We start from the raw sequence: 23,158 nt of genomic DNA, 5'->3' as shown, positions 1-23,158 counted from the left end.
GCCAAAATTTTTACTAATTCAAGCAGTAGGAAATTGAACTTTAGCTAGTCAATCTTGAAACCGCAAAATCTGAAGCTATAACTGTTGTAACTCCACTTAATACCGCAAATAAACCACCACTACCAAAACCTAATTCACTGCCATTTTGGTTATAGAACAAATTGCCGTTAGCAGAGTCGTAAACAATTAAAGCACTGCTGGTTTCTACTGCTAAATTATCATTAACGGTATTCACAGTAGCAAAAACAGTACTAAAGTCTACAACATCAGAGAGGTTGGAGAAAAGCTGCCGAGATAATAAAATTCTATCCTCTCCCGAAGTAAAGTCTGTAATAGTATCTACACCCAAAGCATCAGTGATATTAGAAATATTGGAAATTACTCCCTGTTTGCTATTAGATGCTAGAGATACATGAAAATAAAATGTATCCTTACCTCCACCACCAGTTAGAGTATCATTTCCCCATTCCCCGGAGAGAAAATCGTTACCATTTCCCCCATTTAGGGAATCATTCCCAACACCACCAAACAATAAATCATTGCCATTACCACCATAAATTGTGTCGTTGAGATTCTCTGTAGCTAGATCGACGGAACTAGAATTAAAGTTCCCGAAGATAATATCATTACCGTCACCACCATCGATAAAGTTACTACCTCCTCCACCTTGGATATAATCGGTTCCTCCTAAACCAAAAATTTGTTCGTTTTGTTCAGTTCCAACAATGATATCTATACCATCTTTACCTACGATATCTTTTGTGAAATAAACTGGCTGATTGGCAGAATTACTTTGTTGAGTTAGCGAATTACCAACAACAGTTGTGGAGTTTCCTGTATTCATTATGCTCGTTCCTCCTAAGCAAAGACAGTAAATTCCCTTAGTAAATTGTCCCTAACAAGGGAAATACTCAATATTCAGTAATTATAACGAATCAATATTTAAACTAACTTTACAAAAACTTTGCAGTTTATCTATTCAGATCTTGCAATAGGGGAGGTAGAACCTCCGAGAGTCTCGTTACCAGGTTGAACCTGGTAACGAAAAACAGAGGCTCTGCCTCTTCTTGGTGCAAGATTTCAGTTTATAAAATTAACAATTGGTTGTGTAGTGGTATATTCGCTTGAGTGTTAATAGCGAATGCGTGGATCGATGTAGGCGTTGACGATATCAATTAAAATGCTGACAACTACTACAATAGTGGCGAAAAACACCATAATGCCTTGAACTGTTGGATAATCGCGATCGGCAATTGCCAAATATAGTCTATTACCTAATCCAGGCCAAGAAAAGGTAACTTCTGTTAAAACCGCACCTCCCAACATAGAAGCGAAAGTCAAACCCAAAACAGTAATTACTGGAATCAAAGCATTTTTAAAAGCATGAGAAATGAGAATTTTCCTTTCTGAAATTCCCCTAGCTCTAGCTGCTTCCACATAATCTGCTTTTAAAGTTTGGCGCAGATTTACTCTGACAATGCGCTCAAAAATTCCGCTGATTAAAAACCCTAAAGTCAAACAAGGAAGCGCTAAATAGTGCAGAGAAATCAATAGCTGCTCGATATTACCATTGAGGATACTATCAATAGTGTACAAACCTGTAATTGTTGGAGGTGGAGAATAACTTAAAGAAAAACGACCATTAGGAGGAAACCAACCTAATTGTACGGCAAAAACCAATTGTAAAATCATCCCAAACCAAAACAAGGGAATAGCATAAGTAATAATGCCAAATAACCTGCCGCTAACGTCAAAAATTGTATTTGGTTTAGAAGCAGAAATAGCACCAAAAGTAACTCCTACAATTAGCGCAACTGCCATACCAAAAGTTGCTAATTCCAAAGTTGCAGGAAAGTGATCTTGAATAATTTCTACAACATCTTGACCTTGACTGGTGAGGGAAGTTCCTAAGTTAAAACTGAGCAAAGATGCCAAATAACGAATGTATTGTAACCACAAAGGATCGGCTAATCCTAATCTTTGACGATATTCTTCTTTAACGCTATCTGGTGCGCCACGTCCTCCTAATATGACATCCACAGGATCGCCGGGAGTTGCTCTTAGTAGTAAAAAAACTACTGTAACGATCGTCCACAGCATCAAAGGAGCAAGGAGTAAACGCGCTATAACATAATATTGCAAGGCACGCGATCGAGACATTTTGTTAGTTTTGAGTTTTGAGTTTTGAGTTAATTTTGAGTTTTGATTGTAACCCGTTAATTGCTGCTTAAGAACTGCAAAAAATATATTCAGTTCTCACTAGTTGTTTTAACTATTGAGGTTAGAATACGGATCAGTTCATCAATGTGATTGAGTTGAGTAGTGAAATCAATATCTACCATTTTTGACTGTTGTAGCAAGCGTAACCAGTATCTAGTTTCTCTCGCTTCTTTGGAAGCGATTGACATTTTGCCAAGAAATCTTTTCTACTTTGAGCAGCACTGGCTTCCTCAACATTAGCACCAATACTTGTTCCACTCCGCAATAATTGCTTAGAAATTACATACTCGTTGCATTTTATCAGTTCTTGGTAAAGATGGATAATTTCTAGAGCAAACTCAAAACTTTTATGTTGAATTATACTTGCTGCCATTCAACTTCTCTCTTTGCTATCTCAAAACTCAAAACTAACTCAAAACTCAAAACTATTTACTGATTTCCCAAAGTGGTAATTGTTGAATTGGGTCTAATTTCACTCCTTGTAATCCTGGTTTGGCAAAAGCAAAATCCTTACTTTGCCACAAGGGAATTAAAGGAACATCTTGCGCCATGAGTTTTTGAATTTCGGCAAAGATTTGTTTACGTTTTTCGGGGTTTTGTTCGCTGCGCTGTTGCTGAATTAGTTTGTTCATGCGATCGCTATAATAAAACGACCCTTGACTTTGACTTGCACCTTGTTGACAACCTGTTGTTGGCGAACCTTTGGCACAACTTAAAAAAGGTTGAATGTAATTATCTGCGTCTGAAAAATCAGGATACCAATCTACTAAAGCGCTTTGATAAATCCCTTTCCGAATGTTAGCAAAAAAGGTTGCTGATTCAACTGCTTGGGGTTGAATTTGTACCATACCATCTAATTCTTGTAAAGCATATTCTCTCAACAAAGCTGCTACTTGTTGCCGCACTGCTGAACCGATCGGATACCAAATTTCTAACTTTAAAGGATTCTCTTTAGAAAATCCTGCTTTAGTCAAAAGTTCTTTTGCTTTAGCAATATTTCCATCGCCATAAACTTGTTGATAAACGGGAATAGAAACATTAAAAGTATTAGGAATCATGCTAAAAGCAGGTTCTCCTTGATTCCTTAAAATTCGCTCGTTAATCAATTTCCTATTAATTAAAGAAGCGATCGCCTGTCTCACTGCCACATTATCCAAAGGTTTTTGTTTAGTATTGAGTACCATGTAACTAATTACATTACCTTTCGCCTCTAATACTTGCCAACCTCCAGATTTCGCATTTTGTTGCAAACTAGAAATTTGTACCGGATCTAAACTTTGATAGGCAATATCTACCGTTCCCGTGCGAAAAGTATTATATAAATTTGCCGAATTCGTGAGCACTTGCAAATTAATTCCTTGATTCGCTGGTTTTTTGCCCCAATACTTATCAAAAGGTTCTAAACGAATCAAAGTTGGTGTAAACTCAACTAATTTATAAGGGCCAGTTCCCACAAATTTTGTTGGGGTAAATTTCCCTTCTCCAATTTGATAAGCTTTTGGAGAAACCGGACAAATTCCCGCAAAAGCTAAAACTGCTGGAAATGCCGCAAAAGGATTTTTCAATTTAATTGTTACTTCATAAGGCCCAGAAGCTTTTACAGATTCCACAACATCTGATAATAAGTTGGAAGGTTTTCCTCCATTTTTAATGAAGCGTTCCAAGGAAAAAACCATTGTTTCGGCATTAAAAGGAGTACCATCGTGAAAGAGTACTCCTTGACGTAAAGGAATTACATAAGTTAAACCATCTGCGCTAACTTTTGGTAAAGCTGTAGCTAGTTCTGGTACTAATTGATCTGTGCCTAATTTGTAAGTGTAAAGCCGATCGCCCACGCTATTAAGTATATTACTTGCCGCTAATTCGTAAGCATCTGCCGGATCGAGAGTTCGCGGTTTTAAAGTTGTTCCTACAGATAAGCGATCGCTATTATTACTCGCTGAAACCTGACCCGTTACATTAGCATTAGGTCTGCGACCACAGCTAACAACTAAAATAAAACAAAGAGAAAAAAGACCGCCAAGTTTTGCTAGAGAACGCAATTCTTTACTATATACAGAAAATTTCTTCATTACTACCATTAACCTCTCAGAAATAGCGTGGCAGAAATAACTATACAGTCAAAAGCAACCAAAAAAGCTTTGTATTAAGCTGTTCCGCATTTAAATTGGATTGTTTGGAAACAGAAAAAAATTCGTCTAATTCTCTCCCCTGCCCCCCTGCCCCCCTGCTCCCCTGCAATCTTAATAAGTGATTTAAATGCGTGACAGCTTAGCCTTCTGCCCTCTGCTTTCTTACAACTAGATTGAATAGTATAACGGAAAAGATCTCGCGTCCTTGGGTCTGACAAAAACTCTTTGTTGCGGTTCGAGTTTTAACTCATCAAAGCGTTCTCTGGAAAGGTGCGCTGTCAAAACTTGTCCATCGTCTAACACTAATTCTGCCTGAATTTCCCAACCCAAATGAATGAGACGTTCCACCCTAGCAGCAACTGTAGTGCCGTTTGCTTCTCTTTGAACTACGATGTCGTGAGGACGGAGAAAAATTTCTGGTTGGGTAGACTCAAAACCATTTCCCTCAAAGATTTGTGAAGTGCTAGGCAAAACATTTACTGGCCCAATAAAACTCATTACAAAAGCCGAAGCTGGATGGTCATAAATTTCTGCTGGTGTACCAACTTGCTCAATTTTTCCCTGATTCATCACCACAATTTCGTCAGCAACTTCCATTGCTTCTTCTTGATCGTGGGTAACAAAAACTGTGGTAACGTGAACTTCGTCGTGTAAACGTCTTAACCAAGCTCGTAAATCTTTGCGAACTTTGGCATCCAAAGCACCGAAAGGTTCGTCTAGTAATAATACTTGAGGTTCTACAGCTAAAGCTCTGGCTAAAGCAACTCTTTGCCTTTGTCCGCCGGATAATTGGGAAGGATAGCGATCGCCTAATCCCTTCAACTGCACTAACTCTAAAAGTTCTTCTACCCGTCCTTTAACTTTCAACTTAGATATTTTGCGAATATCCAAACCAAAAGCAATATTTTGCCGCACTGTCATGTGTTTGAACAAAGCATAATGCTGAAATACAAATCCAATATTTCTATCCTGTACGCTCTTGTTAGTAGCATCCAAACCCGTAATAAAAATTCTTCCACTATTAGGAGTTTCTAAACCCGCAATTAACCGCAATAAAGTTGATTTTCCCGAACCGGATGGCCCCAATAAAGCCACCAAGGAACCGGGTTTAATTGTTAAGTTTATTTGGTCAAGTGCTTGGAAACTGCCATAATTTTTGGATACGTTTTCTACAATAATTCCCATAACTGCCTCTGGACGTGCCAATCTATCAAAACCCCAAACTATCGATCGGGATAACTCAGATCTTGCAGCAATGGAGGTAGAACCTCCTTTCACCTCGTTCCCAGGTTCAACCTGGGAACGAGAAACTCCAGGCTCCGCCTCTTGGTGCAAGATCTCAGTTAAATTAATTGCTTTTTCTATTTTAATTTCCCATTTATCGATAAATTTGCTGTAGTTTATCTTACCGCTATTGGTAAACAAAGGATCAAGAACCGCAGCTACCACAATCTAAACCAGAACCGCAGTCACCACAGCCACTGCAATCAAGACCGCTACAATCTAAACCAGAACCACATTTGCCACAATTACCACAATTTAAACTAGAGGCACAGTTAATCCAATTACCGCAGTCAAGCAAAGGGCAGGATATGTCAATCTCAGTTGGAGTGTTGCCACACTCACAACTTTCACAGACGTTGCCGATCGCATCTCCAAAAACATTTTGCTGTTTCCGTTCTTCTCTTTGGCGTTTTTCAGGATTGTCTTGCTCCTCCATCTCAGAATTATTTACCATACCTTTAAGGATCTGATGCGCTTTTTTACAATCTTGAAACCCTCATAACTCGCCTTGTCCCCAGTCCCCTTGTCCCTTCGTTAGTGATGAGTTTTAAGTTTTAAGTTTTGAATTAATAACTTAAAACTCATAACTCAAAACTCATAACTCGCCCTTGTCCCCTTGTCCCCTTGTCCCCAGTCCCCAGTCCCTACATAACGGAATATTAAGCTCTGTTGCAATTCATTCACATAAATGTAAAGAGGATTAAGGCGAGCCAACAGTCCGTGATAACATCACAGCTTGTAGGTAGAAGAGATTAGGGAGAAAACGCTTGACACTACGGGTTGCTGTTGTTGGAGGTGGCCCAGCAGGTTCCTCTACTGCTGAAGTCCTCGCTAAAGCTGGAATTGAAACTTACCTGTTTGAGCGCAAGCTAGACAACGCGAAGCCTTGCGGTGGAGCAATTCCGCTATGTATGGTGAAAGAGTTTGATTTGCCGCCACAGATTATCGATCGGCAAGTGAGAAAAATGAAAATGATCTCACCTTCTAATATTGAGGTCGATATCAATTTAATCAAACAAGACGAATATATAGGAATGTGCCGTCGGGAAGTGTTAGATGGCTTCCTGCGCGATCGAGCCGCCAAATTAGGAACCACCGTAATTAACGGCACAGTTTATAAATTGGATATTCCCACAAACAACACCGACTCCTACACCATCCACTATGCGGATCATTCTAATGGCAGTGCCGAAGGAGTGATGAAAACTTTAAAAGTGGATTTAGTAGTGGGCGCAGATGGGGCTAACTCCCGTGTTGCCAAAGCGATCGATGCTGGGGATTACAATTATGCGATCGCCTTTCAAGAGCGCATTCGCCTCCCCGAAGCCGGAATGCACTACTACGAAGACCTAGCCGAAATGTACGTCGGGACAGACGTTTCTCCCGACTTCTACGCCTGGGTATTCCCCAAATACGACCACGTAGCCGTCGGTACAGGCACCATGAAGGTCAACAAAGCAATCATTAAAGACCTCCAAGCTGGCATCCGCACCCGCGCCGCCAAAAAACTCGCAGGTGGCAAAATTATTAAAGTAGAAGCTCACCCCATCCCCGAACATCCCCGTCCCCGTCGCGTAGTCGGTCGAGTCGCTCTCGTCGGTGATGCCGCTGGTTACGTAACCAAATCTTCCGGCGAAGGAATTTACTTTGCGGCTAAGTCTGGTCGGATGTGTGCGGAGACGATCGTCGAATTTTCCCAAAACGGCACCCGCATTCCCACCGAAAACGACCTCAAAATCTATCTCAAGCGTTGGGACAAAAAATACGGTCTTACCTACAAAGTTTTGGACATCCTCCAAACCGTCTTCTATCGTTCCGATGCCACCCGCGAAGCCTTCGTGGAAATGTGTGCTGACTTAGATGTACAAAAGCTAACTTTCGATAGCTACCTGTACAAAACAGTAGTGCCAGCTAACCCCTTGGTACAACTAAAAATTACCGCCAAAACCATTGGTAGCCTGCTACGTGGTAATGCCCTAGCACCCTAACCAAATATACCTAGTTAAAACAGAAAGGGGGAAAGGAGAGATTATTCCTTTCCCCCTTTCTTCTTTCTTGGTGCAAGATTCTGAGTAATATCATGTCCGATCGAAACGTGCTAACGCATACGCTTGGCGATCGGTAATCATATCCTTTTTCCAAAGCCTTATAGAGACGTTCTATGCAACATCTCTACATTATGGCTAATCTTGCCGGATATGGTCTAAAACCCCAATACTCTAGCTCAAATTTCCGTGACACACCTAGTAATTGAGCCATTTGCGTCAACCCTGTAACCATCACTCCATAATCCAGAAAAGTTTTTATTCAGAGCAATTTCCAAAACAATTTATAACGTTTTAACTACTAATAAAAAATTATTAATACTGAATAGTAAGTCCTAGAAATTTGCATATATAGCAATTATTTTATATAGATAAAGTTTATAAACTTACTTATTTTTCCGGATCTCACCTACCTTTATTAGGAAGGGGAATTAAAGTTTTAGTAAAGATTTAGTGAAAAGATTGCAAATACCTAAATATGCACTTGGCAATCCTTCCATAAATTTACTAGCTTTGGTAAAAGTATTCGATTAATCAAAATTATGCAAGTTTCTCTGGGAAGAATTATAAAGAAATTGTCAAGTTTTATTCTAACAACAAATATATTGTTAGGATTACCAGCAGGCGCTCAAGCCATCACATTCACAGGTCATACCAGCGGAGAATGGGGATCGCCTAATACTGATAACCAAAGCGCACTCATTGACCTGAGTAGCGAAGATGGGGGAACAAATAATCGTCTAACTTGGGGTGAGCCAGTATTCCCAGGCTTTGAAAATTATGTTCAATTTAACGGTATAGACTTTACCACTGAGCCTAACAATATCTTTAAACTTGGAAAACTTTATTATCAGAATGGTAGAACATTTGTTGAGACTAACTTTGATGGAGATTTTCCTCTGCATTTAGAGTTAGCTTTCAGTCTTCCTTTAGAGAGAACCCAATCTTTCAGATTCTTATTTAATATATTGAACACACCTAATAACCCAGAAGACCCTGATGTGGATGATGATGATATACTCCTTTTTTCCGCACAGGGGATGTCTAGCGAGACTTTTGATTATGAAGGAGTTGAATATACTTTGCAGCTTATAGGCTTTTCTAAAGATGGTGGAATAACCATCCTAAATGAATTTAAATCGCCAGAATTAGACTTATCTGAAGCTGATCTATACGGAAAAATTACCTTTGCTCCTTCCTCTGCTTCCGTCCCTGAACCTACCGCTATACTTGGCTTGTCCATATTGTCTATTTACTTAGCAACCCGCAAACGTAAATAAGAAATTTTCCTTAAAGGGTGCATCTATTTAAGATTTTATAAAGATTTTAACGGTTTTAATTTAATTTATAAGCTGATGCTTACTGAACTTACATATTTGGGAAATCCAGGGAAAACGTTTAAACCCTCTCCCTTACAGCTCTCCCGTACTTGTGGTGGAAAACCCTGATTTTAGGGACTGGGGACTAGGGACTAGGGACTGGGAAGCCTTGAGGAGTAAGCATTTCATTAACTAATCACCTTTACTTATCACCATGAGTACGGGAGAGCCGTAAGTTGAAGGCTGTAAGGGAAGAGGGCTTTTTGTTCTAGCTTTTTACTTACTTTTAATAGTTCAATCATTTCTGCTGCCCTGCACTAGCGACTTAAATGACTAACACTTTACCTCCAATAAAATAAATGATTTTCTTAGTACTCAAAAGAGATAGATGATGAGCGAATCTGAGTTGTAGCAGGGGCTACAGCCCTACTACATTATTGATGAAAAGTCACTCAACTATTGAAGAATCGAGGTCTTCTCCCAACTGTTCGCGGCTGGGTAACTCTAGACAGTAACCTGCACCATAAACTGTTTTGATATAGCGGGGATGACGGGGATCTGGCTCTAGTTTGGTTCTCAGGTGTCGGATGTGGACTCGAATAGTTTCGATGTCATCATCTGGGTCATATCCCCAGACTTCCTTGAGAATTTCGCTAGGAGATACTGTTTGACCGTGACGCTGTAGTAAACAGTGGAGTAACTCAAACTCTAAGTGAGTCAGCTTAATAGTTTGACCGAACCAGATTGCTTCAAAGCGTTCTGGGACTAGAGTTAGGGGGCCATAATTGAGGATTTCGCTGTGTTTAGCTGCTTGGGGAATGCGATCGGTACGTCTGAGTAAAGCACGTACCCGCGCCAGCATTTCTTCGACTTCAAAGGGTTTAGTGAGATAATCATCTGCTCCAGCATTAAAGCCTTCCACTTTATCTTGAGTTTGACCCAAGGCAGTCAACATTAAAACCGGAATATCCTTGGTGCGCTCATCCCGGCGCAGGCGTTGACAAACGGTAAATCCATCCACCTTGGGTAGCATCAGATCTAGCAGAATCAGGTCAGGCTGTATTTGCAAGGCAAGTGCCTGACCTTTGATGCCATCCTCTGCTTGACTGACATCGTATCCAGCCATTTCCAGATTGACGGCGACTAATTCTGAGATAGCAGAGTCATCGTCGATGACGAGTATCCGGGGCATCATTAAAAAATATAACTTTGGCTAAAGGGCTCGTTAAGGTTTTTGAAGAACCTGTTTCGGCATCCAAAGATTCCTGTACAAATTATAAGCAAGGATTCTAAATTCTTATCTTAGCAACCAAAACTTTACAATTAAATAACTTTTCCACTGGGCTACCAAATCTGAAATAGTTGAAAGCCTTTGCCTACAATGGATAAGTAATTGTAGTGCTGAGGAATTTTGACTGTCTCAGCACCATCTCAAATGTCAGGTGAATTTGATGTATGTAAAGAGTTGGCAGCGTTTGGTAGCAAATTTCCGTAATGATTCTCCCAATTTAGCTCTGAGTGCGATCGGACTCCGAAACTTTCAGCCTCCAGCTTACACTCCCCCTAGCTGGTTAAAAAATGGCTTCACCATGACTCTTTATACTGCACTGCAAGCTCCCCGTGATTGGGAAAGTACTATTCCGCATCCAGAACCGAATTACCAAGAAAAAATTTTTACTGGTGCCCAAAGTGTACCTATCTACGGCAGAGTTGCCATACCTCAAAATCCTCGGGGCACAATTGTTGGGACTTACGGGATTACAGGTTCTTTAGATAACCAGTGGTTTCTGAAAATTTTGGGGCGTAAGGCATTTGCTTGCGGTTATGCAGTAGTTTTATTTGACTGGCGGGCTCACGGTAAAACGGCAGAATTATCTTCTACTCTGACTTCTGATGGTTTATTTGAAGGGGAAGATTTCGTTCGCATTGCTTCTCAAGTGAAGGAAATGGGCTGTCCTGCACCTTTTTGGTTTACGGGGTACTCTTTGAGCGGACAGTTGGCTTTGTGGGCTGTTAAAGCTGCTCAAGACTTAATTCCTACTCAACAGGTGCAAGGGTTGGAGGAGGCAGAAATAGGCGGTGCAGCGGTAATTTGTCCTAATCTCGATTCGGTGCATTCTCTTTCTTACTTAGAAAAACATCCTCTGGGAAAATACTTAGAAAAAGCGATCGCCCAAGAACTCAAAAAACTCGCTCTCCGCATACATACTTTCCACCCAGAGTCAATAGATTTAGCTGCGATCGAACGAGCAAATAGTATCTGGAATTTCGATCGCCAACTAGTCATCCCCCGCTTAGGCTTTCCCACCGTAGAAGCCTACTATCAAGCTAGTAGCCCCCTTCCCCTACTACCCCAACTGAAAAAACCTACTTTGATTTTGTACGCTGCTGACGACCCCTTATTCGACCCAGTACTTATCCCCGACCTGCAAAACGCCTGTGCTAACAACCCTTACATAGACTTAGTACTCACTCGTTACGGTGGTCACGTTGGCTACATCAGCAGCAAAACTTGTCAACAACAAGCAAACGACCCCGACCCCTGGTGGGCATGGAATCGAGTTTTACAATGGTGCAGTCTTTGAAGGTAGTTTTGAGTTTTGAGTTTTGAGTTTTGAGTTAGGAAGAGTTGGAGAGTTTTAAGTTTTGAGTTTTGAGTTAGGAAGAGTTGGAGAGTTTTAAGTTTTAAATTCTCCCTTGCCTCTCTGTCTTAGCCAGAAAGCATAAGCGATCGCCAAAAGAAACGCCAGTCCCATTAAACCTGATAATGGATTGCCATCGATTCCCGTAATCCAGGGGGGGACGCGATCGCTATACCGAACTAACTGACCCACATTAATTATGTAATAACCCCAAACCAAACCAGCGTGTAACCCAATTGCTAAACCCAAACGCCCCCTACTACCTCGTTTCGCCCAAACGAAAGTTAACCCCAACAGCACTAAGGCAGGAAATTGCGGAAAAGTGCGGATAATTTCTGGTAAAGGCTTAATAAAATGCAGTAAAGCATAAAGCCAGCTGCTAACCCAGAGACTAATCTGAGGAGAATAATCTCGTTCTAATTCATCCAACAACCAGCCCCGAAACACCAGTTCTTCAGCAAAACCAACACCTAAAGCACTGATCAACCCTTCTAAAATCACTCTAGGTAACTGCTCTGAATTTTGCCAACCTAACCAACCCAGTTTTCCCTCTACGAAAAACAGCGTCAAAGTTAGGAATAAGCCAATATCCAAACCCTTTAACAGTTCTAGGGCATTTTTTCGAGTAACTGACAAACCATAACTTTGGAGGAGATTACTTTGTTGATAAACTAACTTGCCCCAAAATTGCAGCCATAACAGAAACCCGACAAATAGCAATCCCATTGTCAGGATAGTTACCAAGTTAGTATCGCTCACCCAAAAGTAAATCAGTGTGGCGATCGGAAGCCATAGCACAAGTAAAGCCAGCAGAAATATCCCTACCCTAATTAGGGTAGGATAACTGGCTATAGCTGGAAAGTGTATTTTCAACGAACCTGTTTATCTACTCTTCAGGTTCAATTGTGCTGGTTAACCCATGATTTTTCAAAGTGTCGCAATAAAACTCTGCGTGTTCTTGGGCACAGGTAATTACTAAAGCAATTCCTGTGGCATGGGCTTCCATCATAATATTGACAGCTTGTGGTTGAGTCAGAGAAGGTACAGTTTTCATCAGAACTTGTACCACATACTCCATTGAATTGAAATCATCATTATGTAGTAGCACCCGATAGCGTGGTGCGAGTTTGCGAGAAGTCGATCGCTTTTCTAGGGTTTCGACAGACACAGCTGCTTTTTCTCCCTCATTTCAATAAATTTTGCCAGTTAATCAATTTTTACCAACTCTAATACATGAGTTTGTAAAATTTTAGGTGTGGGTTTCCACCATTGATAAAGTCGGTTTCGACTACTGAAACCATAAATTATGGGCAAACTCATCCACATTAGTTTTGCTCACTTTATGGACGCTGCTCAATGCGTAACTCTTGCCAACTCTTACTAGTTAGAAGTTCAGATGGTTGGCTTTTTATAAAGCTTAACATTTATTGAGAAATTTTTGTGCAATATTTGAGTTTTCCAATATCCTTTTAGAATAGTTGGCAGCACAATATACATTGGTTTACTGTGGAGCAATCCGTAATGAGTTCTGCTGTAGACTTTCAACCTAGCCAAATCGTCTGTTTAGAACATCAGGAAACCCGCTTGTATGCTGAAGTGATTCAGATTGTAGAATCACGACAGGTAGCTTGGGTACGTCCTTTGATGTTGGTGGTGTTTTTAGGCGATCGCCTGGACTCCGAACCCTTTACTTTGTATGATTTAAGTCAAGGTGCAGATTTACTATGGTCAAGCAATTTATTCCGACCTGCTTTGGATACAGAAGTTTTACCGTTGTTTACTCACCTGCAAACCTCTAAAACTCAAGGTGAAAACCAGCAGTTAGCGCATCAACAGCTACAGCGTTTTGTTCGTCAACTTTGGCAAGATTATGAGGGTAAGTTTTGAACGGTTTTTTTCGATAAATTTGTAGAAATTTTGGCTATCAAGGCAAGATGAGACAAGGGAAAATAGCAAAATTCAAAGGAACCAAATTTTATTTTTATCTTCTATTTTTACCTTCTGCCTTCTGCCTTGAAAAAGCCTTATTAACTTAAGCTTGGTAATAAATTCCTGCTTGTTTCATTCGTTGCATGGCTTCGGATAGGCGTTCTTCGGAAATTGTTAAGGCGATGCGGAAAAAGCCTTCGCCTGCGTCTCCGTAACCGTTACCAGGGGGAACTACGATCGCGCATTTTTCCAACAATAAGGTAACAAATTCAGTGGAAGTGTAACCTTTAGGTACGGGAACCCACACATAAAGGGTAGCTTTGGGGGCGGCAATTGTCCAACCCAAGGATCTTAACCCTTCTACAACCACATCTCGTCGTTTTTGGTAAACTGACAACATTTGCTGAAGTTCTTTGCTACTGGTGGAATAAGCTGCGATCGCTGCCCGTTGAATTGCTTTAAATATACCAGAATCTATATTAGTTTTAACTTGGCTCAATCCTTTAATTCCCAAGGCATTTCCCACCACAAAACCAATTCGCCAGCCAGCCATATTGTAAGACTTAGATAGGCTGTGAAATTCGATCGCTATTTCTTTCGCACCCGGAATTTGCAGGACACTAGGCGGCTGATAACCTTCATAAGCTATTTCCGAGTAAGCATGATCGTGACACAACAAAATGTCATATTTTTGACAAAACTGAACTAACTGGGCAAAAAACTCTAAACTAGCCGTAGCACCAGTTGGATTATTCGGATAATTTACCCATAACAATTTAGCCTTACTAGCCACTGCTTCGGGAATTGCTTGTAGATCTGGCAAAAACCCCCGTTCTGGCAGCAATGGCATATAGTAAGGTTGAGCACCAGCAAAAAATGTTGAAGTTCGATATACTGGATAGCCAGGATTAGGAATTAGCGTATAATCTCCTGGTTCTGCAAAAGCCAAAAAAGTATTGTGAATGGCTTCTTTTGAACCAATAGAAGGGATTACTTCGGTTTCTGGATTTAATCCACTAACTGCAAATCTCCGCTCCATCCAATCTACTACGGCTTGACGGTATTCTTTTGTACCCCGATAAGGCGGATAATTGTGAGTAGCAGGGTCATCGATCGCCTCGTGCATTGCTTGGACAATATGGACTGGTGTCGGTTTATCTGGATCGCCAATTGCCATATTAATAATGTCCACTCCTCGACTAACTAGTTCATCTCGTTTGCGATCGAGTTCTGCAAATAAGTAGGGAGGTATTTTTTCTAAACGTTGAGCAAACTGCATGGCAACTGTATTTGATGTAGGATAGGAAAGCCATTTGACAGTTTACCGTTTAGTTAGCTCTGTTAATGCACACCTGACTCAATATTTGAGCTTTCAGAGCTTTTATATACACTAAACCACCATCTTTCCTAGTTAATTTAGCAAGTCGGAACTAACTGAATTCGACCTGCATCCATTTCATCCATCAACAATTCCAAGGCTTCGTAATCAACATCTGAGATATATCCCAGTCTCGTTAGTTCATAGTTGATTTCATTTTCGATATCTGGAGTCAGACGACGAATAGAAATCGCTTTTTCTACAAGTCCACGAATCGCGTTTTTAGCTTCCACGGTTACTGACCAGAACTCCTTTATGAGAAGATTCTCTATTAAATATTTTTCAGATGGAGTGATCGAAACCTTTCAATTCTAGTGATATGACTCACAGTCATCATCAAAAAACTTATGTTTGACTCGAAATAGGTAATTAAATATCTAGCCATATAAAAAATGTTAGATATTGTGCATCTACAGTTTTGATTGATATAGCCAGAAGCAAGCTTAGCGATAGTGTAACTAAGATGATTTTTGTTTATCAGTTTGGCACTATTTGACCTAAATCATCAGCGTTCAAACAGATACTCTACTCACTTACTTCTTGACCTCACGGGAAATTTTGAGAGGCTTTTCCGTATCATTACATACTTTATCACGAAATTATCTTGTTAGAATCTTTAAAAAAGTTCTAATCTAAGTAAAGTTTCTGTAAAAATACGGATATTACCTGTTCAATATTCTGCTTCAGGTTATAACCTTTATTACATGGAATGGCACAGTAATTTTTCTAATAACAGGACTGAATCATGCAAACTTTAGCAGTAACTTCACCAATCACCGTTGTTCAACCCGAAGGACATCTTAATGCTGCTAATGCAGCTGAGTTTCGCGGTAAACTGACAGCAGCTGTCGCCGCCAATCCTAACGCTGTTGTGTTAGTGGACATGAAACAGCTAGATTATATGGATAGTGCTGGATTAATGACTTTAGTTTCTGCTTTCAAGCTAGCACAGAGCCAAAACCAAAGATTTAGCCTTTGCTCCCTTTCCCCAGCTATTAGGATTATTTTTGAATTGACGCAGTTAAATAAAGTATTCGAGATATTTGAAAGTAGAAATGCTTTTGAAGCCACGTTGCAGTAGCTTCTCAAAGCAATCATGTTTCTGACGGCTTTTAATTAGTTGGGTTTGCTATCAAAGATACTTCAGAACGTTATCTACTTGAGCAATTTGTAAGTAACAAACGATACAAAATCGTCGATCGGCTTATTATTTTAAGCTTTTTGTATTTTACTAACAGTAATTTGATGTTGCTAAATCTGCTTGTTTCTTGCGGGAGAAAGCAGATTTTTGCCATGACTATGAGGAATAAATAAATTAATAATAGATAAAGTTAGGTTATAAAACCTCCCGATCGGTCTTCAGACAAGGATAATGATTGTGGCAGTAGCAGTAGAACAGTTGCTCACACCAGATATTTTTAAGCCTGCGCGTTATTTAGGGAATGAGTTAGGTGCAGTGCATAAGCCTTGGGAGAAGGCGAAAGTGCGCTGGGTGTTGACTTATCCAGAAGTTTACGAGGTAGGAGCTTCTAACTTAGGCCATATTATTCTGTACAACATTTTAAATCGGCAACCTCGTCAGTTATGCGATCGCGCCTACTTACCTGGAACCGACTTAGCAGCTAAACTACGCGCAACGAAAACGCCTTTATTTGCTGTTGAATCGCGTCAAGCGGTGAAAAATTTCGATATTTTGGGCTTTAGCCTCAGTTATGAACTAGGGGCGACAAATATCTTAGAAATGCTGGATTTGGCTGGAATTCCCTTAACTTGGCGAGAACGGGGAGAAAAGGATGATTTTCAGTATCCTTTGATTTTTGCTGGGGGACAAACAGCTACATCTAACCCGGAACCTTACGCTGAGTTTTTGGACTTTGTGGCTTTGGGTGATGGGGAAGAACTGTTACCGGAAATAGGTTTGGTAATTGAAGAGGGTAAAGCCCAAGGGTTAAGTCGGAAAGAGTTATTGTTAGATTTAGCCCAAGTTCCGGGAGTTTACGTGCCTCAGTTTTATGATATGGCAACGGATGGTTCGGTTCATCCGAATCGCCCGGATGTTCCCAAAAGAATTTTACGCCGGGTAGCGACTCCGATTCCGGCTTATTCGATCGGGTTAGTTCCCTTTGTGGAAACAGTACACGATCGCTTAACAATAGAAATTCGTCGCGGTTGTACCAGGGGATGTCGTTTTTGTCAACCGGGAATGCTAACTCGCCCAGCTAGAGATGTGGAACCGGAACAGGTGATCGAAGCGATTTCCGCAGGAATGCGGGCGACTGGTTATAATGAGTTTTCTTTGTTATCTCTTTCCTGTTCGGATTATTTGGCTTTACCTTCGGTTGGGGTGGAAGTGAGAAACCGCCTCAAAGATGAAAATATTTCCCTCTCTTTACCTAGTCAAAGGGTTGATCGCTTCGATGAAAATATTGCCAATATTATCGGTGGAACTAGACAAAGTGGAATTACCTTTGCGCCGGAAGCTGGTACCCAGCGGATGCGGGACATCATTAATAAAGGTTTGACTAATGAAGAATTACTGCGGGGAGTAAAAACTGCCTACGAACAAGGGTGGGATAAAATAAAGTTATACTTCATGATTGGTTTGCCTGGAGAAACCGATGCAGATGTGCTAGGAATTGGGGAAACTGTTCGCTGGTTACAGCAGGAATGTCGGATTAAAGGTAAGAAGCAAATTAATTTCACGCTGACGATTTCCAACTTTACGCCGAAACCTCACACACCTTTTCAATGGCATTCTGTTTCCACTGCGGAGTTTAAACGGAAACAGGGACTTTTACGATCGGAATTTCGCTCGATGAAAGGTGTAAAAGCTAACTTTACCGACGTGCGAATTTCGGCAATGGAAGACTTTTTGGGAAGAGGAGATCGCCGTTTGTCTGCGGTACTGCGTCGCGCTTGGGAGTTGGGGGCTCAGAATGATTCTTGGTTTGATAGTTTGGAAAAAGCTTATGCAGCTTGGGGAGAAGCGATCGCCCAATCTGATTTAACCTGGAAGTATCGTCTAGTAGAACAAGGCGAATGGAACCTGGTAGGGGCTGGTTTAGCGGATAATCTATCTACCCCAGAGACAATTTCAGAACAAAACCCGCCCTTAGAGAAAACAGAAGAAGAACGGTTCGATCGACCTCTACCTTGGGATCATATCGATACCGGAATCGATAAAAATTGGCTGAAAACTGACTTAGCAAAAGCCCTAGAAGCAGCGACAGTTCCAGATTGTTCGTTTGAAGGTTGTTCCCATTGTGGGGTATGCGGCACCGATTTTGGACATAACATAGTAGTATCACCTCCACCAATTCCCGAATTTGTGGGTGAGTTCGTTCCTAACCAACACAAAGCCCAGCGGTTGCGAGTTCGGTTTGGGAAACGCGGTGAGATGGCTTTAGTAAGCCATTTGGATTTAGTCAGGTTGTTCGATCGCGCCATCAGGCGGGCGGCGATACCAGTCACTTTTACTGGTGGTTTTCATCCTAGTCCGCGAATTTCGATCGCCAATGCCTTATCCTTGGGAAGCACCAGCGAAGGCGAAATCGTAGATTTTGAGTTAACCGAAGCAATGGAAGTAGCAAGTTTCCAAGCCAAGTTAGCCCAAGCACTGCCTGAAAATATTCCCATTTATCATGTTGAGGAGGTACACTTAAAAACGCCCGCAGCTACTCAATTGTTAGAAAAAGCCGAGTATGTGTTAACAGTAGCCTCTGTTACAGACAATTTACCTGCACAGTGGGTCGAATGGATAGCAGAAGTAGTCAAGAGCGATCGAATTTTGGTAGAGCATACTACTAAGTCAGGGAAAAAGGTAGAAGTGAATTTGTGCGATCGCCTGTTAGAATTAGAACTTGTCTCCACCGAAACCGAAAATCAGCAACAGGCAAAAATCCGTTATCTAGGTAATTGCCGAAATGATGGGAACTTGTTGCGCCCGGAACACATCATTTATATGCTAGAACAAGTAACAAGATTTCAGTTTCAACTACTTCACGCTCACCGGACTCAGTTAATCCTAGAACCAGCGTAGGCTTCAGAATTCCCAAAAACAATAATTTTTGCTTATTAAAAAGCAGCAAAAAATGTACCTGCCTGGTCAATGGATGAAATTACCTAGTTTAGATGTGATAAGATGCGATTTAGAGTTAAGCAAAAATAAGAAGCTTTCATGTTTCTTCGTAACAACTGCCTTGTGGTTAACTCTAAAATGAAATTTACTGACTTTCATCTGTGTCGGTGGTGTTTAGAAGTAAATAGTTGCTCTGGCTCATATTTCTGACTAAACTCGTCCATAGACACTAAAAAATCGTATTTAATGCTAGGGGTTTCAGTTTCCCTCTCTATTAAATTTCCCATGTTTCTATTGATAGAAAAAAGGGAAAAAATAGGCAGCAACCTGAGTTTTACGACCTTGGTAGACTAAATTTTTTCTACCTTACAAAGGTAAAAGCTAGGGGAAGATAGGGGAATTTAACATAATAGACTCGCAAAGCGTCAACGCGCTGCTACCGCTAACAAACCAAAAAACTTGGTTAGATATGCCTTTAATTAATCTGCGCCCAGCACCCCAAATGAAAAAACCTAGATGTGCCACAACGCTTTCTCCAAGAGGCTGGATATGCCAATCATTCACGAAGCTTGTGTGTTAGCACACTCTAGATTCAAAAAAGGGTTATTGTACCTCCCTCCAGAGATAAAGTACAGTGGAAGAAAAAGTCGATTTGGGTAAATGGATTTACGAAGTTCGGCTCTAGGCGCGATAAGTGCTGAGGCACAGGCTAACGCGAAACGTGCTACGCACACGCTAACGCGAACGAATTACAAATTAATTACTCTAAGGAAGTTAAGTGAGATATTCTGTCATTTCTGAGTTATTGACAACCCAAAATATTTTCTGAAAATTGATGTAATAGTTCATCAGTAGATTCGGAAATTTAGGAATTACTTAGTACAGGCAAGATGCCCGTACTTACTTGCTTCAAAAAGCAGATTTTTCAAACCATTGCCAACAAGAAGAAAGCTAAATAATGATTTTGATTTTAATTTGTGATTGAGGTTTTTTTTAATCCAAAATCCAAAATATAAAGTCTAAAATCTAAAATTTTAAGAGGTATTTGAATGCCAAAGCAAATCATCATAGCTGAACAACATCGTATTGCTGCCGTATTTTCTGAAGATCAAATTCAAGAATTAGTTGTTGCTACTGGAAATCACCAAGTAGGAGATATTTACCTTGGTGTAGTGGAAAATGTATTACCTGGGATTGATGCAGCTTTTGTAAATATTGGCGATCCAGAACGCAACGGATTTATTCACGTTTCCGACTTAGGCCCATTAAGATTAAAACGGACAGCAGGAGCAATTACCGAACTGTTAGCGCCACAACAAAAAGTCTTAGTCCAAGTAATGAAAGAGCCGACGGGGAATAAAGGCCCGCGACTCACTGGTAATATTACTTTGCCCGGTCGTTATTTAGTATTAATGCCCTTTGGCAGAGGGGTAAATTTATCAAGGCGAATTAAAAGTGAAAGCGAGCGCAATCGCCTGAGAGCCTTAGCAATTTTGTTAAAGCCACCGGGAATGGGTTTGTTGGTGCGAACTGAGGCAGAAAATAAGCCAGAAGAAGCGATTATTGAGGACTTAGAAGCGCTACAAAAACAATGGGAAGCGATTCAACAAGAAGTAATTTCCAGTCGGGCTCCGGCTTTATTAAACCGGGATGATGACTTCGTGCAGCGCGTGTTACGCGATATGTATAGCGAAGATGTGAATCGAATTGTGGTAGATTCTCACACTGGAGTGAAGCGAGTTAAGCAACATTTGATTAACTGGAGTGCTGGGAAGACACCACAAGGGGTTTTAATCGATCATCATCGCGATCGCTTACCCATCCTAGACTACTTCCGAGTCAATGCCGCAATCAGAGAAGCTCTTAAACCCAGAGTAGACTTACCTTCTGGTGGGTATATCATCATCGAGCCTACCGAAGCACTTACCGTAATTGACGTTAACTCCGGTTCTTTCACCCGTTCTGCGACAGCTAGAGAAACCGTGTTATGGACAAACTGCGAAGCCGCTACCGAAATCGCCCGTCAATTGAAACTACGGAATCTGGCTGGAGTAATCATCGTTGACTTTATTGATATGGACTCCAGGCGCGATCAGCTACAAGTCCTAGAGCATTTTAACAAAGCCCTAAAAGCAGATAAAGCCAGACCCCAAATTGCTCAACTGAGCGAACTTGGCTTAGTGGAACTGACTCGGAAACGCCAAGGTCAAAATATTTATGAATTATTTGGTCGTCCTTGTCCCACTTGTGGTGGTAACGGTCATATAGTCCATTTACCAGGGGAAAATATAGCTAGAGAACGGGAAAGTTACGATACAGAAGCTAAGAGATGGACAGATACAGGTAGTGAAGAAGCTGTCTCGCCTGTCTCACCCCGTCACCGCATTTCCATCCCATCTCCTGTAGGAAATGGAGAATCTAGAGATAGAGAACGCTTTTCAGAAAGAGAAACTCCTGTTTCATCGTTCAGAGATTATCCAACAGCCGAACCAAGTCGCGCACCTGTAAAGGAAATTAAGAACCCTGTATGGGAAGACAAAGGTTACGCAGACGATCTTGACCCTAATTCTGATTATCCAGATGCAGACTTGCTCAATCACCCCGACTTGAAAGATCGAGGCGGGTTGAATAATGCGCGTCGTCGTCGCCGTCGTCGTTTGGGGATTGGTGAAAGCGAGGAGATGAACAGAATGCCTGGAAATCCTGCACCTTTTTCAGGGGCGAGTGAGTCTGGTTGGGTTCAGGAACAGGAACCGGAGATGTCTGCTCCTGCGCCGAAAACCTTCCCTACCCAGATTTCTAAGAATCCCTCAATCATACAAAAAGGAATTCGTTTAGATTCTTCCGATCGCTACAATCGTCCGAGTAAAGAAGTTACACCTGCGGAAGTGATTTCTGTGGAAATGACACCAGAGGAGCAGGATGTTTATGCCTTGATGGGTATATCACCTTTGCTGTTATTAGATCGGGAAGTAAAAAATCCAAAAACAGCGACGGTTGCTATTAAGTTACCAGGAGAATCTGATTCAGAATCTAATGATGATGCAGGGCGATCGCTAACAGAAAGTTACAACAAAAATGATGTAACAACTGAAGTTGAAACAGCCGATGATGAGCCGGAAAATTATCAGTTGGAACTGGACTTTTCTGAGCCTGCCACTGAAGAAGAGCAGATAATTGAATCTCCTGTTTTGGTGAGTATGGAGGAACCTGAAACTACTCCTGAAAGTAGCGAAAGTGAAAGTGAAACGGTTGATAATGGAGCGCGTCGCCGTCGTCGTCGTCGTTCCTCTTCTGTTGATACTGATGGGGGAATTTAACAAAGTTAATCATTAGTCATTTGTCATTGGTGAAAGCTCTTACAAATGACAAGTGACTAATGACTAATAACAATTCATCGCACTATGAAGGAACCAGTCACTAGTATCTATTCATTAGCAAATTTAGTTGCTGGAGTTGATGAAGTAGGAAGAGGCTGTTTGTTTGGCCCAGTGGTAGCAGCAGCAGTCATCTTACCTGATGAGGCGCTCTTAGGATTGAAGAGTGCGGGAATTAAAGACAGCAAACAGTTAACTAATTTTGGTAGAAAAAAATTTGATTTAATGATTCGTCAAACCGCTTTAGATTACCAAATTGGTTACTGTTCTGCGGCGGAAATTGACCAAATTAACATTTTCCAAGCTTCTTTGTTGGCAATGAAACGGGCTGTAACTAAACTAAAGTTATGCCCTAGTCTTTGTTTGGTGGATGGTAAATGGGCGATTCCCGGTCTGGAAATACCTCAACAGTCAATTATTAAGGGTGACGAGCAGATTTTGGCGATCGCAGCTGCCAGCATCATAGCTAAAGTATGGCGCGATGACCTCATCCTCCGTTTAGCTAAAAAATACCCCCACTATGGCTTAGAAGCCCACAAAGGCTACGGTACAGCCCGTCACCTTTTAGCATTAAAAGAACATGGCCCATCACGTCATCATCGCCGTTCTTTTCGTCCTTGTCGAGAGTAGGGGACTGGGACAAGGGAACAAGGGGACAAGGGCGATTTATGAGTTTTGAGTTATGAGTTTTAAGTTATTAATTCAAAACTTAAAACTCATAACTAACGAAGAGACAAGGAGAATTGTTTACCTT

18 protein-coding genes and 1 pseudogene are annotated in these 23,158 nt (G+C 41.1%); 8 read left to right on the top strand and 11 right to left on the bottom strand.

All coding sequences use genetic code 11. The features are described from left to right. Positions 1–40: 40 nt before the first annotated feature. From ACE1CA_RS29210 to ACE1CA_RS29185, 6 genes and pseudogenes are all read right to left on the bottom strand, one after another. Positions 41–844, bottom strand: a complete 804-nt coding sequence (locus ACE1CA_RS29210) for a calcium-binding protein (RefSeq protein ID WP_413281723.1) — start codon at positions 842–844, stop codon at positions 41–43. A 287-nt stretch (positions 845–1,131) separates the two neighbouring features. Then, on the bottom strand, positions 1,132–2,160 hold the full coding sequence (locus ACE1CA_RS29205) for an ABC transporter permease (RefSeq protein ID WP_413281724.1): 1,029 nt from the start codon (positions 2,158–2,160) through the stop codon (positions 1,132–1,134). An 89-nt stretch (positions 2,161–2,249) separates the two neighbouring features. Then, positions 2,250–2,593 (bottom strand): annotated as a pseudogene (locus tag ACE1CA_RS29200) (four helix bundle protein). Positions 2,594–2,645: 52 nt separating this feature from the next. Further along, positions 2,646–4,292 carry an ABC transporter substrate-binding protein gene (locus ACE1CA_RS29195; RefSeq protein ID WP_413281725.1) on the bottom strand — a complete coding sequence of 549 codons (1,647 nt, stop codon included), beginning with the start codon at positions 4,290–4,292 and terminating at the stop codon, positions 2,646–2,648. A gap of 228 nt (positions 4,293–4,520) precedes the next feature. Further along, on the bottom strand, positions 4,521–5,537 hold the full coding sequence (locus ACE1CA_RS29190) for a sulfate/molybdate ABC transporter ATP-binding protein (protein ID WP_486517987.1): 1,017 nt from the start codon (positions 5,535–5,537) through the stop codon (positions 4,521–4,523). Between the two features lie 244 nt (positions 5,538–5,781). Beyond that, positions 5,782–6,090 (bottom strand): hypothetical protein, encoded by a 309-nt coding sequence (locus ACE1CA_RS29185; RefSeq protein ID WP_413281726.1) that lies wholly within the window; start codon positions 6,088–6,090, stop codon positions 5,782–5,784. A 313-nt stretch (positions 6,091–6,403) separates the two neighbouring features. Between ACE1CA_RS29185 and chlP the strand changes: the two genes are divergently transcribed. Then, positions 6,404–7,624, top strand: coding sequence for a geranylgeranyl reductase (gene chlP, locus ACE1CA_RS29180; RefSeq protein WP_413281727.1), 1,221 nt, complete (start codon positions 6,404–6,406; stop codon positions 7,622–7,624). 599 nt (positions 7,625–8,223) lie between these two features. After that, positions 8,224–8,961: a choice-of-anchor K domain-containing protein gene (locus ACE1CA_RS29175; protein WP_413281728.1), complete on the top strand. Its 738-nt coding sequence runs from the start codon at positions 8,224–8,226 to the stop codon at positions 8,959–8,961. Between the two features lie 487 nt (positions 8,962–9,448). On the opposite strand, the gene ACE1CA_RS29170 is transcribed toward ACE1CA_RS29175, so the two are convergent. Further along, positions 9,449–10,192: a response regulator transcription factor gene (locus ACE1CA_RS29170; RefSeq protein WP_413264363.1), complete on the bottom strand. Its 744-nt coding sequence runs from the start codon at positions 10,190–10,192 to the stop codon at positions 9,449–9,451. A 397-nt stretch (positions 10,193–10,589) separates the two neighbouring features. Between ACE1CA_RS29170 and ACE1CA_RS29165 the strand changes: the two genes are divergently transcribed. Continuing rightward, on the top strand, positions 10,590–11,585 hold the full coding sequence (locus ACE1CA_RS29165) for a YheT family hydrolase (RefSeq protein WP_413281775.1): 996 nt from the start codon (positions 10,590–10,592) through the stop codon (positions 11,583–11,585). Positions 11,586–11,678: 93 nt separating this feature from the next. Here the strand turns inward: ACE1CA_RS29165 and ACE1CA_RS29160 are convergent, their stop codons facing one another. Beyond that, the gene (locus ACE1CA_RS29160; RefSeq protein WP_413281729.1) at positions 11,679–12,515 is read right to left on the bottom strand and encodes a CPBP family intramembrane glutamic endopeptidase; all 837 of its coding nucleotides are present in this window, start codon (positions 12,513–12,515) and stop codon (positions 11,679–11,681) included. A 13-nt stretch (positions 12,516–12,528) separates the two neighbouring features. Beyond that, positions 12,529–12,810, bottom strand: coding sequence for an ATP-dependent Clp protease adapter ClpS (gene clpS / locus ACE1CA_RS29155; RefSeq protein WP_413264316.1), 282 nt, complete (start codon positions 12,808–12,810; stop codon positions 12,529–12,531). 353 nt (positions 12,811–13,163) lie between these two features. Between clpS and ACE1CA_RS29150 the strand changes: the two genes are divergently transcribed. Then, entirely contained in the window at positions 13,164–13,529 is a 366-nt protein-coding gene (locus ACE1CA_RS29150) for a hypothetical protein (protein ID WP_413281730.1), read from the top strand. 145 nt (positions 13,530–13,674) lie between these two features. Here ACE1CA_RS29150 and ACE1CA_RS29145 read toward each other — a convergent pair whose 3' ends face one another. Next, a complete protein-coding gene (locus ACE1CA_RS29145) occupies positions 13,675–14,850 on the bottom strand; it encodes a pyridoxal phosphate-dependent aminotransferase (protein ID WP_413281731.1) in 1,176 nt (391 codons plus the stop codon). A 137-nt stretch (positions 14,851–14,987) separates the two neighbouring features. Further along, positions 14,988–15,182: a hypothetical protein gene (locus tag ACE1CA_RS29140; RefSeq protein WP_193980889.1), complete on the bottom strand. Its 195-nt coding sequence runs from the start codon at positions 15,180–15,182 to the stop codon at positions 14,988–14,990. 512 nt (positions 15,183–15,694) lie between these two features. On the opposite strand from ACE1CA_RS29140, the gene ACE1CA_RS29135 reads away from it, so the two are divergent. From ACE1CA_RS29135 to ACE1CA_RS29120, 4 genes are all read left to right on the top strand, one after another. Continuing rightward, a complete protein-coding gene (locus ACE1CA_RS29135; RefSeq protein ID WP_413281732.1) occupies positions 15,695–16,030 on the top strand; it encodes an STAS domain-containing protein in 336 nt (111 codons plus the stop codon). A gap of 297 nt (positions 16,031–16,327) precedes the next feature. Further along, on the top strand, positions 16,328–18,988 hold the full coding sequence (locus ACE1CA_RS29130; protein ID WP_413281733.1) for a TIGR03960 family B12-binding radical SAM protein: 2,661 nt from the start codon (positions 16,328–16,330) through the stop codon (positions 18,986–18,988). A 1,088-nt stretch (positions 18,989–20,076) separates the two neighbouring features. Beyond that, positions 20,077–22,347: a ribonuclease E gene (rne, locus tag ACE1CA_RS29125; protein WP_413281734.1), complete on the top strand. Its 2,271-nt coding sequence runs from the start codon at positions 20,077–20,079 to the stop codon at positions 22,345–22,347. A gap of 84 nt (positions 22,348–22,431) precedes the next feature. Beyond that, a complete protein-coding gene (locus tag ACE1CA_RS29120; protein WP_413281735.1) occupies positions 22,432–23,034 on the top strand; it encodes a ribonuclease HII in 603 nt (200 codons plus the stop codon). Positions 23,035–23,158 lie beyond the last annotated feature (124 nt).

Source organism: Floridaenema evergladense BLCC-F167, from assembly GCF_041929205.2.
GTDB classification, from domain to species: Bacteria; Cyanobacteriota; Cyanobacteriia; order Cyanobacteriales; family Aerosakkonemataceae; genus Floridanema; species Floridanema evergladense.
This window is presented reverse-complemented; position numbering and strand designations above follow the sequence as displayed.

Bases quoted from the DNA above. Each gene is read 5' to 3' on its own strand.
- ACE1CA_RS29210 (WP_413281723.1), bottom strand. From the start codon at position 844: ATGAATACAGGAAACTCCACAACTGTTGTTGGTAATTCGCTAACTCAA.
- ACE1CA_RS29205 (WP_413281724.1), bottom strand. From the start codon at position 2,160: ATGTCTCGATCGCGTGCCTTGCAATATTATGTTATAGCGCGTTTACTC.
- ACE1CA_RS29195 (WP_413281725.1), bottom strand. From the start codon at position 4,292: ATGAAGAAATTTTCTGTATATAGTAAAGAATTGCGTTCTCTAGCAAAA.
- ACE1CA_RS29190 (WP_486517987.1), bottom strand. From the start codon at position 5,537: ATGGGAATTATTGTAGAAAACGTATCCAAAAATTATGGCAGTTTCCAA.
- ACE1CA_RS29185 (WP_413281726.1), bottom strand. From the start codon at position 6,090: ATGGTAAATAATTCTGAGATGGAGGAGCAAGACAATCCTGAAAAACGC.
- ACE1CA_RS29175 (WP_413281728.1), top strand. From the start codon at position 8,224: ATGCAAGTTTCTCTGGGAAGAATTATAAAGAAATTGTCAAGTTTTATT.
- ACE1CA_RS29170 (WP_413264363.1), bottom strand. From the start codon at position 10,192: ATGCCCCGGATACTCGTCATCGACGATGACTCTGCTATCTCAGAATTA.
- ACE1CA_RS29165 (WP_413281775.1), top strand. From the start codon at position 10,590: ATGACTCTTTATACTGCACTGCAAGCTCCCCGTGATTGGGAAAGTACT.
- ACE1CA_RS29150 (WP_413281730.1), top strand. From the start codon at position 13,164: ATGAGTTCTGCTGTAGACTTTCAACCTAGCCAAATCGTCTGTTTAGAA.
- ACE1CA_RS29145 (WP_413281731.1), bottom strand. From the start codon at position 14,850: ATGCAGTTTGCTCAACGTTTAGAAAAAATACCTCCCTACTTATTTGCA.
- ACE1CA_RS29135 (WP_413281732.1), top strand. From the start codon at position 15,695: ATGCAAACTTTAGCAGTAACTTCACCAATCACCGTTGTTCAACCCGAA.
- rne (WP_413281734.1), top strand. From the start codon at position 20,077: ATGCCAAAGCAAATCATCATAGCTGAACAACATCGTATTGCTGCCGTA.
- ACE1CA_RS29120 (WP_413281735.1), top strand. From the start codon at position 22,432: ATGAAGGAACCAGTCACTAGTATCTATTCATTAGCAAATTTAGTTGCT.